General features: G+C 60.0%; 15 protein-coding genes and 1 tRNA gene. 3 read left to right on the top strand and 13 right to left on the bottom strand.

The genetic code is table 11. The features are described 5' to 3' along the window. Positions 1 to 188 precede the first annotated feature (188 nt). The 7 genes from DWY05_RS04415 to disA form a co-directional block, all read right to left on the bottom strand. A tRNA-Thr gene (locus DWY05_RS04415) sits at positions 189 to 263 on the bottom strand. A 224-nt stretch (positions 264 to 487) separates the two neighbouring features. Continuing rightward, a complete protein-coding gene (locus tag DWY05_RS04410) occupies positions 488 to 1,165 on the bottom strand; it encodes an NYN domain-containing protein (protein ID WP_006234978.1) in 678 nt (225 codons plus the stop codon). 3 nt (positions 1,166 to 1,168) lie between these two features. Next, positions 1,169 to 2,083, bottom strand: coding sequence for a 23S rRNA (guanosine(2251)-2'-O)-methyltransferase RlmB (gene rlmB, locus DWY05_RS04405; protein ID WP_117820782.1), 915 nt, complete (start codon positions 2,081 to 2,083; stop codon positions 1,169 to 1,171). Between the two features lie 186 nt (positions 2,084 to 2,269). Next, positions 2,270 to 3,736, bottom strand: a complete 1,467-nt coding sequence (gene cysS, locus DWY05_RS04400; protein WP_117820781.1) for a cysteine--tRNA ligase — start codon at positions 3,734 to 3,736, stop codon at positions 2,270 to 2,272. Between the two features lie 3 nt (positions 3,737 to 3,739). Beyond that, positions 3,740 to 4,234 carry a 2-C-methyl-D-erythritol 2,4-cyclodiphosphate synthase gene (gene ispF / locus DWY05_RS04395; RefSeq protein ID WP_117820780.1) on the bottom strand — a complete coding sequence of 165 codons (495 nt, stop codon included), beginning with the start codon at positions 4,232 to 4,234 and terminating at the stop codon, positions 3,740 to 3,742. Further along, complete coding sequence (gene ispD / locus DWY05_RS04390) at positions 4,224 to 4,952, bottom strand: 2-C-methyl-D-erythritol 4-phosphate cytidylyltransferase (protein WP_117820779.1); 729 nt, start codon at positions 4,950 to 4,952, stop codon at positions 4,224 to 4,226. The genes ispF and ispD overlap by 11 nt, the downstream gene beginning before the upstream one ends. After that, a complete protein-coding gene (gene disA / locus DWY05_RS04385) occupies positions 4,952 to 5,992 on the bottom strand; it encodes a DNA integrity scanning diadenylate cyclase DisA (protein ID WP_369796797.1) in 1,041 nt (346 codons plus the stop codon). The genes ispD and disA overlap by 1 nt, the downstream gene beginning before the upstream one ends. 248 nt (positions 5,993 to 6,240) lie before the next feature. On the opposite strand from disA, the gene DWY05_RS04380 reads away from it, so the two are divergent. The 3 genes from DWY05_RS04380 (at position 6,241) to DWY05_RS04370 (ending at position 8,684) form a co-directional block, all read left to right on the top strand. After that, positions 6,241 to 6,819: a manganese efflux pump MntP family protein gene (locus DWY05_RS04380; protein WP_117820778.1), complete on the top strand. Its 579-nt coding sequence runs from the start codon at positions 6,241 to 6,243 to the stop codon at positions 6,817 to 6,819. Positions 6,820 to 6,947: 128 nt separating this feature from the next. Then, positions 6,948 to 7,379 carry a helix-turn-helix domain-containing protein gene (locus DWY05_RS04375; protein ID WP_158558689.1) on the top strand — a complete coding sequence of 144 codons (432 nt, stop codon included), beginning with the start codon at positions 6,948 to 6,950 and terminating at the stop codon, positions 7,377 to 7,379. After that, positions 7,380 to 8,684 (top strand): type II toxin-antitoxin system HipA family toxin, encoded by a 1,305-nt coding sequence (locus DWY05_RS04370; protein WP_117820776.1) that lies wholly within the window; start codon positions 7,380 to 7,382, stop codon positions 8,682 to 8,684. Positions 8,685 to 8,810: 126 nt separating this feature from the next. On the opposite strand, the gene DWY05_RS04365 is transcribed toward DWY05_RS04370, so the two are convergent. From DWY05_RS04365 to DWY05_RS04340, 6 genes are all read right to left on the bottom strand, one after another. After that, positions 8,811 to 10,268 carry an aminoacyl-histidine dipeptidase gene (locus DWY05_RS04365; protein WP_117820775.1) on the bottom strand — a complete coding sequence of 486 codons (1,458 nt, stop codon included), beginning with the start codon at positions 10,266 to 10,268 and terminating at the stop codon, positions 8,811 to 8,813. A 148-nt stretch (positions 10,269 to 10,416) separates the two neighbouring features. Next, positions 10,417 to 10,938, bottom strand: coding sequence for a PIN domain-containing protein (locus DWY05_RS04360; RefSeq protein WP_117820774.1), 522 nt, complete (start codon positions 10,936 to 10,938; stop codon positions 10,417 to 10,419). Beyond that, complete coding sequence (locus tag DWY05_RS04355) at positions 10,935 to 11,294, bottom strand: type II toxin-antitoxin system RelB/DinJ family antitoxin (RefSeq protein ID WP_099432102.1); 360 nt, start codon at positions 11,292 to 11,294, stop codon at positions 10,935 to 10,937. Before DWY05_RS04355 ends, DWY05_RS04360 begins: the two co-directional genes overlap by 4 nt. Positions 11,295 to 11,418: 124 nt before the next feature. Further along, positions 11,419 to 14,061 (bottom strand): ATP-dependent Clp protease ATP-binding subunit, encoded by a 2,643-nt coding sequence (locus DWY05_RS04350; RefSeq protein ID WP_117837214.1) that lies wholly within the window; start codon positions 14,059 to 14,061, stop codon positions 11,419 to 11,421. Between the two features lie 186 nt (positions 14,062 to 14,247). Next, the gene (locus DWY05_RS04345; protein ID WP_117820772.1) at positions 14,248 to 14,841 is read right to left on the bottom strand and encodes a DUF2798 domain-containing protein; all 594 of its coding nucleotides are present in this window, start codon (positions 14,839 to 14,841) and stop codon (positions 14,248 to 14,250) included. A 310-nt stretch (positions 14,842 to 15,151) separates the two neighbouring features. After that, positions 15,152 to 16,720: a threonine/serine exporter ThrE family protein gene (locus tag DWY05_RS04340; RefSeq protein ID WP_233503994.1), complete on the bottom strand. Its 1,569-nt coding sequence runs from the start codon at positions 16,718 to 16,720 to the stop codon at positions 15,152 to 15,154. Positions 16,721 to 17,067: the final 347 nt, after the last annotated feature.

Genomic DNA, 17,067 nt, shown 5'->3' with positions numbered 1-17,067 from the left:
TTACAGGTCGAGATATTACGCAGAGACCTCCGCTTACGTCTCATTCTGTAACAGTAAGAAAGGTTTTCAGCCCGCCCGTGTTATAGATCGAGACAAACCTGAAGCTTGGTGGGAGTCAAACCCGCTGACATGTCAACATAAATAGAAACGGGCCCTGTCCCACAAGGGAACAGAGCCCGAAACTCTCATGGAGCCAGTGACAGGAATCGAACCTGCAACCCACTGATTACAAATCAGTTGCGCTACCGTTGCGCCACACTGGCACACTTGGCGCTTTCGCGCGAAGCCTGTTAAGGATAAAGGAATTGAGGATGGGGCGCAACAGGCCCTTCGACCGACCACATCTCAAAACTATTCGCCAGAACGAATAGTTTCGTCTGTTCGCCAAAACAAAAAACTATTCGTTTTGGCGATGGCAAGTCCACAATCCAATAACTACAAGCCAGTGAATTGACCAGCCGAGTAGCTGGTCTCTACAGATACTCCCCTACCGGCCACGAAGGGCCTTTAGCTTGGCCAGGGCATCGGGGCTCAGGCGACTGCCCAGAGTCATCTTGATCTGCGGAGCCTCCTCTGCCTCGTGAACGTCGTTATCGATCTGCTTGATCTCGTCCACCAGCATGCGGCTCGAGATGCGCGTAACACCCTTGCCCATGACGACGGCCTGGATTGTGCCGTCACTCGATACCACGGAGCACGCGCGGCCCTCCTCACGTGCCTCGATGCAGAGCTTCTGTACCACGGTATCGGCAGAAACGCCCGTCGGCGAAAACTCGATGCGCACGCCGCGGGCCGGCAGGTTGGGGCGCTCGCTAGAGATATTGCCCGCACCGTCAAACACGATCACGGCCTCGTAGCGGCCCTGGGCAAACGCCGCCACGTCGTTGATGAGTGCGGTGCGCGCCATATCGTGAACGTCGCTGGAATACGGATCGTCGGAATGGTCGTACACGAGCTTTTCGTAGCGCGGCGTGCAGTGGATCACGTTGTAGCCGTCGACCACCAGCAGCTCGGGCTTATTGGAGTGCACCGTCGAGACCGGATCGGCGATGGCCTGCGCAAACGCATTGCCGCCCACACCATAGGTCGCGGCCGAAACAATCGGCTTGGCCGAGCCTTCGCCAAAGCGCTTGGCCTTGGACTTGGCGCGGTTCTTCTTGGACATGCGCTACTCCTCCCCCATGAGCTCGCCGGCGTTGCGACGCAGCCACTCAAAGCACAGCGCCGTGGTCGCCTGGGCAACGTTGAGGCTCTCGGTCATGCCGCGCTGGGGAAGCTTGGTCAAAAAGTCGCATTTCTCGAGCACCAGGCGCGAGATGCCGTCGCCCTCGGAGCCCATGACGAGCGCCACGCGGCCCTCGAAGGGAGCATCCCAGCAGCTGCCCTCGGCGTGCTCGGAAGCACCGCCCACCCAAAAGCCAGCGGCCTTGAGGTCGTCGAGCGCACGGGCGATGTTGGGCACCTGCGCGATAGGCAGGTGCATGACGGCACCGGCAGAGGTCTTGTAGCTGCCCACGGTCACGCCGGCGGCACGCTTGTTGGCAATGATGACGCCCGCAGCACCCACGACCTCGGCGGAGCGCACAATGGCGCCAAAGTTGCCGTCGTCGGTCACGTGGTCGAGCACGACGACGAGCGCCGGGCCATCGCCCGCGCGGTCGAGGATGTCGGCGACGTCCGCATAGGGGAAATTGCCAACCTCGAGCGCAATGCCCTGGTGAGCGCCATGGCTCGACAGTGCGTCGAGCTGCGCGCGCGGCACATACTTAATGCGGACACCCGCGGCGTTGAGGTCGTCGACCAAGCGCGACAAGGCGGCATCGCGCTCCCCGCCCTCGGCAATGAGCGCGCATTTGATGGGAAAACCGGTGCGCAGCGCCTCGGCGGCAGCACGGCGACCTTCGATAAACTCGCCCTTGGGAGCCTGGGCGCCCTCGCGATTACGATCGCGCTGCGGACGCGCGGCCTGGGTGCGATCGCGCTGGCCCTTGGGAGCGGCAGCGCGGTCATTGCGGCGAATCGGACGCGAGCCAGAAGCAGTCTGCTTGCCACCACGAGGCGAACGCCTGCGATTGTCGGCCATAAAGCGACCTCCTAAATACAACTATCAAACGAAACAAAATAAACGACCGCCCATGAATATTAATTCGGGCGGTCGGTACGGGTTTTCCAAGTGCCCGAGATTGCCGTGAAAGAGGAGCGACGCGTACTTGAGTACGCGAGCGACGGTTTGAACGGCAAGATCGGGCACTTGGAAAACCCGCAGGGATTAGAGAGATTTAATACGAGTGCCCGCGGCAGTATCTTCAATCGTCAGGCCCAGGTCCTTGAGCTGATCGCGGATGGCATCTGCCAGATCCCAGTTCTTGGCGGCACGGGCCTCGGCACGAGCCTCGAGAATCTTGGCAGCGGCCTCGTCCACGTCGTCGCCCGTGTAGGCAACCAGACCGGCGGCAACGCCCAGCAGACCCAGCGGCAGCTCGACCTTGGGCTCGGGAAGCTCAACACCAAACGTATCGAGCAGCTCGACCAGCGTATCGGCGGCGGCCAGGGCAGCGGCCTTGTCGGCAGCGTCGCCCGCCTGCTCCAGGTACTGGTTGCACTCGGTCACAAAGCCAAAGACGGCACCCATGGCACCGGCGGTGTTAAAGTCGTCGTCCATGCACTCCTTAAAGGTGGCGCGGGTCTCGGCGGCCTTGGCGGCAAACGCCTCGGATGCTGCCTCATCGGCATCGGCCGTCGCATGGTTCGCGGCCCAGCGCAGGTTCTCGACCGTACCGGCGATACGCGTGAGCGAATTCTCGGCACCCTCCAGGCGCTCCCAAGAAAAGTCGAGCGGCGACCGATAGCTCGTCTGCAGCATCAGCAGGCGCAGGGCGGCAGCGGAGTGCTGATCGAGGACCTCGGCCAGCGTAAAGAAGTTGCCGAGCGACTTGGACATTTTCTCGCCGTCTACCAGCAGCATGCCCGTGTGCATCCAGGTGTTGGAGAAGCCCTGGTGCCAGGCGCAGGTGGCCTGGGCGCACTCGTTCTCGTGATGCGGGAAGGCAAGGTCGGAGCCGCCGCCGTGGATATCGATCGGGGTGCCCAGGTAGCGATGCACCATGGCGGCGCACTCGGTGTGCCAACCGGGACGGCCCTCGCCCCAGGGGCTCGGCCAGCTGGGCTCGCCGGGCTTGGCGGCCTTCCACAGGGCAAAGTCGAGCGGGTCGTTCTTGTCCTCGTTCTCCTCGATGCGCGCGCCAACCATAAGGTCGTCGATGTTGCGGCCCGAGACCTGACCATAGTTGGGATCGCTGCGCACGGCAAAGTACACATCGCCGTTATCGGCTGCGTAAGCGTGGCCCTGCTCGATAAGCGTCTTGATCATGGCGATCATGGGGCCGATCTCCTTGGTGGCGCGGGGGCGCACATCGGGATCGAGCACGTTGGCGGCGCGCATGACGCCGATGAACTTGTCGGAGAACTCCGTCGCGACCTCGGCAGCCGTACGGCCCTGCTCGTTGGCGCGCTTGATGATCTTGTCGTCGACGTCGGTGAGGTTCTGGGCGAACGTGACCTCGTAGCCGCTCGCGATGAGCCAGCGACGAATCACGTCAAAGCTGATGAACGTGCGGGCATTGCCGATGTGGATGTTGTCGTAGACCGTGGGGCCGCACACGTACATGCGGACCTTGCCGGACTCGATGGGCTGGAACTCTTCCTTTTTATGGGTAGCGCTGTTGTAGATACGCATTCGTTACTCCTTAACGGTTTTCTGTAGCAGGCAGACGGCCCAGGCGCCGATTCCCTCGCCCTGGCCTTCCCAACCGAGCTTTTCGGTCGTAGTGGCGGCGATGCCCACGTTTTCGACGTCGACGCCCAGGGCATGGGCAAGGTTGGCGCGCATGGCATCGCGGTGCGGGGTGATCTTGGGTTGCTGGCAGGCAATGGTGCAATCGGCATCGACAAACTCAAAGCCCAGCTCGCGCGCATAGTCCATCACGCGAGCGAGCAGCACCATCGAATCGGCACCCTCGTAGGCGGGATCGGTGTCGGGGAATAGCTTGCCGATGTCTCCCCCGCGGCAGGCGCCCAGAATGGCGTCGGCCAAGGCATGCGCGAGCACATCGGCATCCGAGTGGCCCAGCAGGCCGCGCTCGTAGGGAATGTCAACCCCGCCGATGATACATCGACGCCCCTCCACCAAACGGTGAACGTCGTAGCCGTGGCCAATGCGCAGGTTACTGAACATGGGGAAGGTCCTCTCCCTCGGCCATGCGGCCAAGCAGAATCGCGGTTACGGGACGCAGGTCCTCGGGCACCGTCACCTTAAGGTTATCGCGCGGGCTCTGGACACAGCGGACGCGCCCGCCCATGCGCTCGACCAGCGAAGAATCGTCGGTCCCGATAAAGCCCTCGGCGATAGCTGCGGTGTGGGCGCGCTTCATGGCGTCGACGCTAAAGATCTGCGGCGTCTGCGCGGCCCAATAGAGCTCGCGCGGCGGCGTCTCGACGATATTGTCGCCGTCGACGATCTTGAGCGTGTCGATCGCGGGCTGACCGCACACGACACCGTCGAGGGCGCGGTCGCTCACGAGCACGTCAATAGCGTGATCGATGGCCTCGGTCGTGATGAGCGGACGAGCGCCGTCGTGAATGGCGACATATTCGAAACCCGCCGGCACCGCGTGCACGCCGGCGCGGGTGGAATCCTGACGAGTATCGCCGGCATCGGCAAAGCTGATGGGCGTGTCATAGTCAAACGGGTCGATGGCCAGGCGGCGCATCTCGGCACGGCGCTCGGCAGGGCAAACCACGACGATGTGGCCGACCTTGTCGCTACGATCGAACGCGCGGATGGACCAGCTCATGAGCGGACGGCCCGCCACGTTAACGAGCTGCTTGCCGCCGGGATTTCCAAAGCGCTGGCCGCTGCCGCCGGCAACGACCACGGCGCATACGGGCGCCATTATGCGTTCCCCTGTTTGGTGCCCTTCATGCGGTACAGCGAGTCCGCAAGAATGGCAGGGTTGTTGACGCCAAAGTCGCCCAGGCGCTCCGGGTCCTCGCTGATGTCGTCCATGAGCTCCTGCAGCGAGCCATACTCGTCGACGATCTTCTCGGCCACGCCGTCGCGCACGACGGACACGCGCGAAAGCGTGCGCAAGCCCAGCGGCGTCATGACGGAATCCTCGTCCAGGTCGTCATAGCCCAGAACTGCCGCCACGTGCTGCGGGTCGGACAGGTCCTTAGGCGTCATGCGGCTCAGCTCGGCGCGGATCTTCTCGGCGTTTGCCTCGGAGGAATCACTCGCGTAGTCGCGGATCATCAGGTCGTATTCGGTATCCATGCTGGAGCCGGCGAGCTGCTCGAGCTGCATCTGCACGAGCTTGCCCTGGTTGCCCAGCTTGACAATGCAATCCTTAAGCTCAGTCTTTGCCTGCTGCATGATCTCGAAGCTCGAGAAAATACCGGTAATGTCGGCGAGCGTAACGTAGTCGTCGAGCTCGAGGGCCGTCAGACGCAGCAGGGAGCGGTCGAGCGACTGACGGGTGGTCTGAAGCGTGGCAACGAGCTGGTTGACCGAGCTCATGATGGTGGTGACGGGCTGGATCTCGTAACTCTTGCCGTGAACGTACACGTTGACGACGGCACGACGGGCCGAGACCGAGATCACGATGGCATCGGTGAGCACCGACATGCGAGCGGCAGTACGGTGACGCATGCCCGTCTCACTCGTGGCGAGCGAGGGATCGGGATTGAGGTGAAAGTTGGCGCGCAGGATCTGGGTGAGGTCGCCATCGATGACGATGGCGCCGTCCATCTTGGAAAGCTCGAACAGGCGGTTCGAGGTAAACGAAATGTTGAGCGGGAAGCCGTCGTTACCAGCAGCGAGCACGTTTTCGGTGTCGCCGACGCAGATAAGGGCACCCAGGTGACCGGCGATGATCATGTCGAGGGCGGTGCGGATCGGCTGACCAGGTGCCGTCAGGCGAATGGCCTGTTCCATACGCTTTTGCAGCTCGTTCTTATCCAAGGCATCGCTCCCATCGTATACGCTCCATAAACGCCAATAAGTTTCTCACGGTTTGCCCCTGTGACGCTTGCGAAATACGATGCTTACAGAATGAGCGAACACAGCTTAGGTAGCTCATTTGGGACGGGGCTCCTTTGACTGCTCATGTGGTAGCATCGGGTCTCATATAAATGAGGGAGTAGTCGTGTAATCGGGTTCGCCCGCAGAGAGGGAGCCAGACTATGGGACTCGCAGAGCTCGTGCTGCTCGCCGTTGGCCTTTCGATGGACGCCTTTGCCGTTTCCATCTGCAAGGGTCTCGGCATGAAAAAGATCAACCTTAAAGTCGCCGTTGTGCTCGGCCTGTTCTTTGGCGGGTTTCAGGCCGGCATGCCCGTAATCGGTTGGGCACTCGGCAGCCAGTTCATGGGCATCATCGGGCCCATCGACCATTGGATCGCCTTCATCCTTTTGGCCTTTATTGGCGGCAAAATGCTGTGGGAAGCCTTTACCGAAGACGAAGATGAGGGCGACAACAAGAATGCCGAGAAGATTGACCTGGCAGAATACCTGATTCTCGCCATTGCCATCTCGATTGACGCGCTCGCCGTGGGCATCTCGTTTGCGGCGCTCTCGGTCGATATCGTTCCCGCGGTATCGCTTATCGGCGTCACAACGTTTATCTTCTCCGTCGCCGGCGTAGCGATCGGCCACACCTTTGGCGCGCGTTACGAAAAACCCGCCACCATCGTCGGCGGCGTTGTGCTCATCCTCATCGGGCTTAAGATCTTGCTTGAGCATCTGGGGATTTTGGCGCTGTAGCGCCAAACACAATCGCTCAAAACTCAACGCCAGCACAAGGCCTCATGCAGAGTTTTGCATGAGGCCTTTTCGTGCAGACTTTTGCATGTCATACTGATATGCAAAAGTCTGCACGTTAGGAGATCGCCGTGGATACCTTTCCCATCACCACACCGCGCCAAGCTGGCATCTACGTGCGCCAGGCACGCGAGGCTCAGGGTCTCACCCGTGCCGCCCTCGCCAAAAAGGCCGGTGTTTCGGAGCGCCTGCTCGCATCGCTCGAGCTGGGCGACGCCACGGGTATTCGGCTCGACAAGTTGCTGACCGTTTTTAACGCACTCGGCATAGGTCTCTTTGCGCAAAGCGATAACGACTCCATCGCATCGCCCTCCGAACATCCGACGACGATAGCGGACCTCCCTATCGTGAACTCGAATGCCCTGCTAAAGCCAAGCGTAGGCAGACGACCCGCCCGACAAGGAACGCCATCTTCCTATGGTGCCCTGCTGGCCCAAATCGCAGTCGAGCAAGGCCTTTCCGGCACTTCAGACCTCTCCTTTGGCTGTAAGGTTGTGAAATAAATGGCAGAGATGGAGCTTGCGACCCTCATTTGTGGCGAAATCGCCGGCACTCTCCGGCTAGACAAGCATGGACTCTGCAGCTTTGTATACGCCCCAACCTATCGCGGAGCACCGCTATCGCTAACAATGCCGCTTTCCAATCGCACGTATGGCCATAACATCGTCCGCCCGTTCCTATTTGGCCTTTTGCCCGACAGTCAAGAACAGCGTCGCGCTATTGCCGCCGAGCATGACGTTGCATCCAACAACCCCGTCGCCCTCTTGTGCCATATCGGTCTTGACTGCGCGGGGGCCGTTCAGTTTTGTCGAGCCGATCAATTAGACGCCGCCCGCGGCAGGGTCTCGGCATACCGCCCGCTTACCAATTCTCAAATCGCTCACAAGCTCAAATCAATTCGCGATGACGAAAGAGAGACATGGATGGGCTCCAACGAAAGCTGGTCCCTGGGCGGCAACCAAGGCAAATTTGCACTAGCTTGGCATGACGGCCAATGGTGCGAATGTCTAGGGTCATCCCCCACTACCCATATCTTCAAAAATGGTGTCGTTGGGTTCAAACATCAGGCCTTAAACGAATTCGTCTGCATGAAAACAGCTCGGCGTGCTGGCATTCCAACTGCCAACGTCTCCTATTGCACATTTGAAGACGAAGCCGCGCTCGTCGTTGAACGGTACGACAGAATGGTCAATAGCAGCGGAAATATCGAAAGGCTGCATCAGGAGGACTTTTGCCAGGCGCTCGGTGTATTGCCAAGCCAGAAATACACCGCCGACGGAGGACCAACTACACGAGACATCCAAGAACGACTGATTAAAACAGTCCCCCACCACATGAATCTTGTGCTTTTTACCTATATGTTGTTCTATAACGCCATTATCGGAGCGCCTGACGCACACGCTAAAAACTACTCGCTCATCCTTGGCAAAGGCACAAACGCGGCGCTCGCCCCCATGTACGATGTCGCATCGGGGCTGGCATACGAGCGCATGCGCCGCCGGGCGCGCCTTGCCATGAGCGTTGGCGGCGAAAATCGTGTGGGGCGCATCGGTCCAGGCGCTATCCGCCGATACCACGGTATGGGCGACCCCGCGCTGGAGGCGACGCTCACCGATGCCGGGCTATCCGAGAAGTTTTGCTTTGCGACCATGATGGACCTCGCCTACGAGGTACCCATTTGCATGGAAGAGGTCATGGACGAATACGCCGACCTGCCCGGCATGGCGGACCTGCGCGAGCATATGCTCGGCCCCGTCCGCGAAAACTGCCAGCGCACCCTCGACCTCATCAAGGCGGATATGGGCTAGGTGGCCGCAATTTCACATTTCCCAAAAGAAGAGAGGGGGCACCCATCGCAAAAGCTCGGGTGCCCCCTCTCATAATGTCATCTACAATCCGCTAGCACGTGGCTCGGACTGCTGCCAGCGCAACCTTTACGCAGCGAGGCGCTTGAGGACGTCGATGAGCAGCTCGTAGAAGCGCTCGGCAGAAGCGAGCTCCATGCTCTCGTCCGGGGTGTGGACATCGGAGAGCGTCGGGCCCACGGCGATAGCGTCCAGGCCGTGCAGGGCCTCGGCAAACAGGCCGCACTCAAGGCCGGCGTGAATGGACTCGATGCGCAGCTCGGAGCCAAAGAGCTCGCGATAGCTCTCGACAAAGACGTCGCGGACCGGCGAATGCTCGGCATAGCTCCAGCCGGGATACTCGAACTCAAACTTGGCGTCGAAGCCCAGGACATCGGCAAGCGTCTGCAGACGATCCTTGAACTCGTTCTGCAGCGAGGTGATCGAAGAGCGCGGGGACAGCATGATCTTGACCTCGTCGTCAGAAGTGGCGACCACGCCGATGTTGGAGGAAACCTCGACGGAGCCGTCGGTGGCGACGTTGCGGCGGATCACGCCGTTGGGGGCAAGACGCAGGGCGCGGATGAGGGCAAGCGCGGACTTCTCGTCCATGGCCTCGACCTCGGCGTTGTCGGCGATCTCGACAGTGCAGGTAAAGCCGGGGTCGAAGACCTCGAGCTCGGCAGTGACGTCGGCGATGATGCCCTTTGCGATCTCGGCCGCTGCCTCGGCGGCAGCGTGGTCGGCGTAAACCAGCTCGGCCTTGCACTCACGGTTGATGGCGTTGTCCTTAGTGCCGCCGTTAAAGCTGACGATGGCGGGCTCGCCGGCGACCATCAGGCGGTCGATGATGCGGGCCATGATGAGGTTGCCGTTGCCGCGCTCCAGGTTGATGTCGGAGCCGGAGTGACCGCCCAGCAGGCCGGAGATGTCGAGCGTGAGAGTGCTACCGGTCTTGTGCTCGCGCGCGATCGGGCAGGTGTAGGTAACGACGACGCCGCCGGCGCAGCTGACGGTGGCAACGCCCTCTTCCTCGGAGTCAAGGTTAATCATGGTACGGGCGCTAATCTGGGACTTGTCGAGCGTCTCGGCGCCGACCAGGCCAGTCTCCTCGTCGGTGGTGAACACACACTCGAGAGCCGGATGGGCAATCGAATCATCGTTGAGCACGGTAAGCATCAGAGCGACGGCGATACCGTTGTCGGCGCCCAGAGTGGTGCCATTAGCGGTGAGGACGCCGTCCTTGACGACCAGGTCGATACCGTCGGTCGTAAAGTCGTGCTCAACGGAGCCCAACTTGTCGCAAACCATGTCGATATGGCCCTGCAGCATCACGGTCGGGGTATTCTCGGCACCGGCAGATGCGGGCTTGCGAATGATGACGTTGTAGACCTCGTCCTGGTACACATCGAGGCCGCGCTCCTTGGCAAACGCAACCAGGAAATCGCTGATGCCCTTCTCGTTGCCAGACCCACGGGGGATCGCGCTGACCTCCTCAAAGAAATGGAACAGCTGGGCGGGCTCGTAGCCGGTAATCTTGTAGTCCATGGTGCCTCCTTGGCGCAACTGGTTAGACAGTAAGACATGCGACTTGTATATTCCCAGACTTTGCGTGCATAAACCAGTCGAAAACGCCGAGCGCCCTTGCATCATCGGCTAACGGTGAGGAAACGCCACTTTATCAAGGTAAAGCAAGCTAGACGAGCCGTGCAGAGGGAACGTTGGACCCCCCAACCAACCTCAACGCCTGTTGAACATTAATGCATACACCATTGGTATGTTTAATAAGATTCTTGTCCTCCGTCACGACGTAATCGGCATCAATGCGATTGGCGACGCCCAGCATCAGGTCGTCCTCAAAGTCATTGTGGTGGTACTTGAACACAAAGGAGTCGAAGACCTCGTCTGCACCGACCGGGGCGATGAGGGCTAGCTCGCGCATCTGTCGAACGCATGCCCAGGCCGTTTCGTCTGCCGCCGCAATGGCGTTATCGCTCAGTGAGCCAGTCTTTCTTCGGCACTCCTGCTTGATTGCCGCCGAGACAAGATATGAAACGTCTTTGACCGAAAGCGACGAGGCAAACAGGGCAATCCGCTCCGAGACGTCGGCAATCTCGATCAGATGGACGACATTTGCCGTACGGTCGGACCTGCCAGAAAAATAATCCATCCATACGTTGGTATCGATTAACAGCTTGAGGACGCCTTCTGTGCTCATAGTTCCACCCACTCGGGATAGCGCTCCGCCATGGCCTCCTCATAGAGGTCGTCATAGTCTCCCGAGAACTCAGGGATGGGGATGCCGTATTTGAGGCACGAATCGCGAACGATATGGCTGCCTTGCGCGGCCCTTGACTCCATGCGCCGGGGCTCCACTCCGTCAGAAACCGGAGCCGCCGCGTCTCCCTTCGAGGGCATGCGTCCGTTAACGACCAGATACTCCCAAAGTGTCCGAACGGCTTGTGACGGCGTCATGCCAATATGAGTCAGGACGGCGTCTCCCGCCTCTTTGAGCTGGCGATCTATACGCACGTTCATCTGAACTGGCCGCGTGTCGAGTATTGACGTAGGCATATCAGCTCCTTTGCTATACTATATCTCGATTTTAGTATAGCACGGCAGATTGAAGCGCATTTCAATAGAAATGAGGGCGCTTCCTTATCGGAAACGCCCCCGTTATACAAGGTATGTTTAATCCCTACAGCGCACCAGAGCCGGCTTGCATCATGCCGCCGGGGCCCGAGGTCACGCCGCCTCCCACAGGAGCAGCGTTGCCGGTGTGCGGTGCTGCCGGGGCGGTATCGCCACCGAGCGTGCCCGCCGGACGCGGTGCCGGGATCTCGCCCGCGCCGTGGCTAAAGACAAACTTGCCGTCGGCCACGTCGCACAGGACGGTATCGCCCTCGCCCCACTCGCCGGCCAGCAGCTCCTCGGATAGCGGGTCCTCGATGAGCTTTTGAATAGCACGGCGCAGCGGACGCGCACCGTTGGTGAGGTCGGTGCCCTCGGCCACGATCTTGTCATAGGCCGCATCGGTGAGCTTGATGTTCATGCCGTTGGCAATCAAACGCTGACGTAGGTCGTCCACCAGCAGGTGCGCAATCTTAGTCAGGTTCTCGCCCGAGAGCTTCTGGAACACCACAATATCGTCGATACGGTTGAGCAGTTCGGGGCGGAACAGGCGCTTGAGCTCGCCCATCGCACGACCCTTGATCTCACTCGAGGTGAGGCCCTGCTCGCCGGTGGTGCCAAAGCCGACGCTCGCATCCTGCGCGATCTCGCGGGCGCCCACGTTGGACGTCATGATGATCACGGTATTGCGGAAGTCGACCGTCTTGCCCTGACTATCAGTCAGGCGGCCCTCCTCCAGCACCTGCAGCAGGATGTTGAAGATGTCGGGGTGCGCCTTCTCGATCTCGTCGAACAGCACGACCGAATACGGGTGACGACGAACGGCCTTGGTAAGCTGACCGCCCTCGTCGTGACCCACGTAACCCGGAGGGCTACCGATGAGCTTGGAGACCTCGAACTCGCTGCCGAACTCCGACATGTCGAAGCTGATGAGCGCGTCCTTGCTACCAAAGAGGTACTCGGCGAGCGTCTTGGCGAGCTCGGTCTTGCCTGTGCCGGTGGGACCCAGGAAGATAAAGCTGCCGCCGGGGCGACGCGGGTCCTTGAGCGGCGAACGGCTGCGGCGCACGGCCTTGGCGACGGCCTCGACTGCCTCGTCCTGACCGATGATGCGCGTCTTGAGCACGCTTTCGGTCTGCAGCAGGCGCCGGCTCTCGCTCTCGGTGAGCGAGGAAACCGGCACGCCAGAGGTCACGGACACGATGTCGGCAATCTGACTCACGTCGATGGTGAGCGGGCTGGCGTCGAGCTCGGCGGTCCAGGCGGCCTTGGCTTCGGCGAGTTCAATCTCGGCGGCCTTCTGCTGCCCGGTGATCTCGGCGGCCTTGTTCATGTCATCGCTCTCGGTGGCCTCCTGCGCGGCGGCCTTGAGCTCCTCTATACGATGCTCGGCCTCGCGCACCGGCTCGGGCGCGCGATTCGCGGCGATGCGAGCGCGGGCACCGGCCTCGTCGATGAGGTCGATGGCCTTATCGGGCAGGAAGCGATCCTGGATGTAGCGGTTGGAAAGGTTCGCGGCGGCCTCGATAGCACCCTGCGTATAGCGCACATGGTGGTGCTCCTCGTAGCGCGGCTTGAGCGCGGTCAGGATCTTGACCGTGTCCTCGACGCTCGGCTCCTCGACATCAATGGTCTGGAAGCGACGCTCAAAGGCCGGATCCTTGGTGAGGTACTTACGGAACTCCTCGGCCGTGGTGGCGCCGATGATCTGGAAAGCACCGCGTGCGAGCACTGGCTTGAGCATAGAGCTCGCATCGATAGAACCCTCGGCAGAACCGGCACCGATGATGGTGTGCATCTCGTCGATAAACAAGATGACGTCATCGGCTTCGGTCGCCTCCTGGATCACGTTCTTGAGGCGCTCCTCAAACTCACCGCGATACTTGGCACCCGCGACAAGACCCGGCAGATCGAGCGTCCAGATATTCTGGTTCATAAGATTCTCGGGCACATTGCCAGCAGCAATCTGTTGCGCCAGGCCCTCGACGATGGCCGTCTTGCCCACGCCGGGATCGCCCAGGATAAGCGGGTTGTTCTTGGTGCGGCGCGAAAGGATCTCCATCATACGCTGGACTTCCTTTTCGCGGCCAATCACGGGATCGAGCTCGCCGTCGCGCGCCTTTTGCGTGAGGTTGGTGGCGAACTGCTTGAGCGTGTCGGTGCCGCTCCCCTTTTGCTGAGAGGCATCCGAGCCGCTAAAGAACGGCAGGCCCGCACCGGGACGACCAGCACCGGCACCGGCGAGCGGACGCTTCTTATCCTGGTCCTTGGCAGTGAGTTTCTCGATAGCCTTTTTGATGGAGGCAGACGACACGCCCAGGCGCATGAGGATGTCCATGGCCATGCCGTTTCCCTCTTCGACGATGCCGATCAGCAAGTGCTCGGTCGAAACGTAGGTCTGGTTGTTCTCGCGTGCCACGCGGAAGGAGCGCTCCATCACGCTGATGACGAGCGGCGTAAAGGCGAGCTTGGCAGCCTCGGTCTCCTCGCTGGGCTCGGGAACCGTGGTCTGGACCTCTTTGAGGGTATCCATGATGTCATCGTAGGAGATATCGAGCGAGCGCAGTGCCTCGGCGGCAATACCCTCGTCCTCCTTAGCGAGCGCGAGCAGCAGGTGCTCGGTGCCCACCTTATTTGAGTGCAGATCGAGCGCCTCTTGCTTGGCCATGGACATGACCTTACGCGCACGATCGGTAAAACGGTCTAACATGCTAGTTCCTCTTAGACGAGCTAGTTTTTTCAAACGCAAAGCGCCGCCCCGCGGCAGCGCTTTGGTCTCTTTACCCATATGGAGTATATGTTAACCGTTGGGACCTTTCCCACCCGTAGCCGCGCGACAACGTCTACAAAAAAGGAATTGCTCGGGTCCGTTTGGCGGTTTGGTTTTGAGCGTTGCCTAGCAGGCGGGCTCGGCACCCATGTCCTCGACAACGTTATTGACAGCATCGGCAACGGGAGCGCCAGGCATACGCACGAGCTCCATATGCCGCTCTTCAAAGACGGTTCCCATGGGGAAGGCGCGGCGGAAGACAAAGCGAGCAACCGGACCAGCCACTAGCAGGTTCCAAGGCAGGGCCATGATAAAGTTGCGCGGAATGTTGACGAGCCACATCATCGGCAGCGTCTGCAAATTGGCAAGCGGGCCGCCGGGCATATGGAACAGGCCTTCGCACGCGCCGTAGAGCGACATGATGATGACCATGGGAACGACCATGCAGGAGCTGACGGCGAGCGTCATGGCAAGCGGCGAGCTCTTGCCCGGCGTGACCAGGAACTTAAAGGCGAAACCCTTGGCAAGGGGGCTGGCAACAAACCAGTCGCAGCACATGGCAAAAACGTAGGCAACGGGGAAGCCGAGCCACGCGGCGGCAACAACCTCGCCGTTGATGGCCCCATGCTGCAGGGCAACGTTGTAGATGCTCATCCAGAGCACCATGCAAAAGCACATGATAAAGGTGAACAGCAGGCTCTCTCGTTTGTTGATAGGCATAAAGGGCGAAATCCTTTCTGTGTTGTGCCGCAGTGCACAACAAAAACGGGCGGGCGAGATGGAGCTGTTGGGACTTCATCTCGCCCGCCCGTGATACGTGCGTCTGCGACTACTTATGTGGTAAAACCAGCCTAGCACGAAAGGCACGTGCTTCGTAAGCGTTGAGTTTATGAAGATGCAGGGCACCAATAATCCCCCGACCCCATAAGTTGCGGTGGAATACGGACTGTTTTGACCCTTTAAGCAGCAATTCAGTCTCTATTTCACCGCAACTCATTTGGTGCAAAGTGACCTGTCCTCCTTGCACCAATTAGCTGGTGTGGCGCCAGCGAGGGTCGGTGAGTGTACGTGCCACACCCAGACCAACGGGCAAAAACGCCACGATGAGCACTGCACGCACAAACCAACCGAGCATATTGACCGTATCGAAGGTGCACATGTAGTACATCGAGCGATACAGATACAGGCCCGGCACCATAATGACAATTGATGGCACCGTGAGGGCGATACGTGGGTAGGTGAGCTTGACTTCGGCCAAGCTTGCCAGCAGCCCCGATACCAGCGCGCCGATAAACGCTGCCGCCTCGGGAGGCATTCCCGCGCTGAGGCCCAGGAAGGGAAGCATCGTCGGCGCATCGACGAGCGTAAGGCGCAAGGTATTGGACACGGCGCCGATCAGCCCAGCTGCCGCGGCCATCTTTACCGGGCTGTTGAACATCACCGAGAAGCCGAATACGCCAACGAAGCTCATCACCACGCGCAGGAGAGTAAGAGCAAGCGGCGAAAGGCCGAGCGGGGCAAAATCATCCGGTGCCAGCCCCACACATTCGGCAACCATCCAACCTACGAGGGTCGCCATCACAATAATCGACACAGCATACGAAAGACGTTCAATGCCGCTTCGCATATCGAGCTTAGCGATGTCGAGGCCTGCCGTAATGAGGGGAAAGCCGGGAATCACAAAGAGCATGGCGCCGATATAGCCTTCTTGGTGCGACATTGCCCCCGGTACGACCTGGCCAAGGCCGAGCAATGCCAGCAGATACGAAACGCAAGCGAGCGCAACGCCCGTCGTCAGCGCGCTAAACTGGCCAAGACCCTGCTTGAGAATATGGGAGCGAGCAAAGTTGCCGACACCAGCGCCTACGAATGCGCAGGCCATCTCGATAGGGCCGCCGCCGAGCAAAAAGACGAAGGCGCCGCAAGCACAGGCTGCCGCAAGGCCCTGTTGCCAGGGAGAGTAATCGGGCTTTGAGCTCTCAACGGTCCTGAGCATCTCGTGATACTCGTGTACCGTGAAGCGACGACCATAGGTCTCGATTTCCTTGAGGAAACTCTCCATCATCCAAATGCGATGGGTATTGACTCCCGTTGTGGGCAGGCTGACAACCTCGTTAAAGCAGTGGCCATCTTCGATGCAAGTGCACTCAAACGACAGAAGACTCAGGTCGACGTGAATCGTGACGCCGAGTACGGCAGCAACACGATTCATGGTATCGCGCACGCGCCAGGCACCTGTTCCGCTTGCCAGCATAAGCATGCCGGTGCGGCAGATGATGGATGACTTATCGGTGAGTGGCGCATCGACGGCAAGCTCATCGCCTGCCGTCACGATCTGGTGCCAGTCAGTTTTCATATGGAGCGCGCCGGCACGAACGCCGTGGTGCATGGGGGCTCTCGAAAGCAGCGAGTCAAGGCGCGAAGGCTGTGGGGGCTCCACTGATTCACCCTCAACCTCATCAGCCTCTTCATCGACCAGATCAAAGGAATCAAGCGGCGCTGGCTCGCGACGATCGATCAGCTCCTCGTCCTCATCATCAAAGTAGTTGAACTGATCGAGCATGTCCTCTTCGATTGCACGCTCGCTCGCGTCGTCCATATAGACGCTCCCTTCCTGCCGACTAACTTCCATCCTAGGCAGCAGCGGCTAAAGGAAACATAAAAGAGACGACTGTCATGCGAGCCATGTGCGCAATATCCGTTGGGCAGTCGTCTCCCTTGCACCAATAGCTTGACAAGGACTGTCCCCAAGTGCCGGCAGAAAAGGAACGTCCCTAAGTGCCAACCAGGGCAACACCGCAGATAGAGGACGGACAGCGAGCGACGTCCAGAGCGAACAAGTTGGCATGAAAAAGGCAAGGCATAGACCTTCTGGTCATGCCTTGCCTTTTGAATGACAAATTGTCGCTCTGGGCGGCGCGCAGCGTCGAGCGGTTACGGCGTTTG

The sequence above is a fragment of the Collinsella sp. AF23-4AC genome (genome assembly GCF_003462685.1).
Lineage (GTDB): Bacteria > Actinomycetota > Coriobacteriia > Coriobacteriales > Coriobacteriaceae > Collinsella.
The sequence above is the reverse complement of the archived record's forward strand: the minus strand, read 5'-3'. Positions and strand labels throughout refer to the sequence as shown.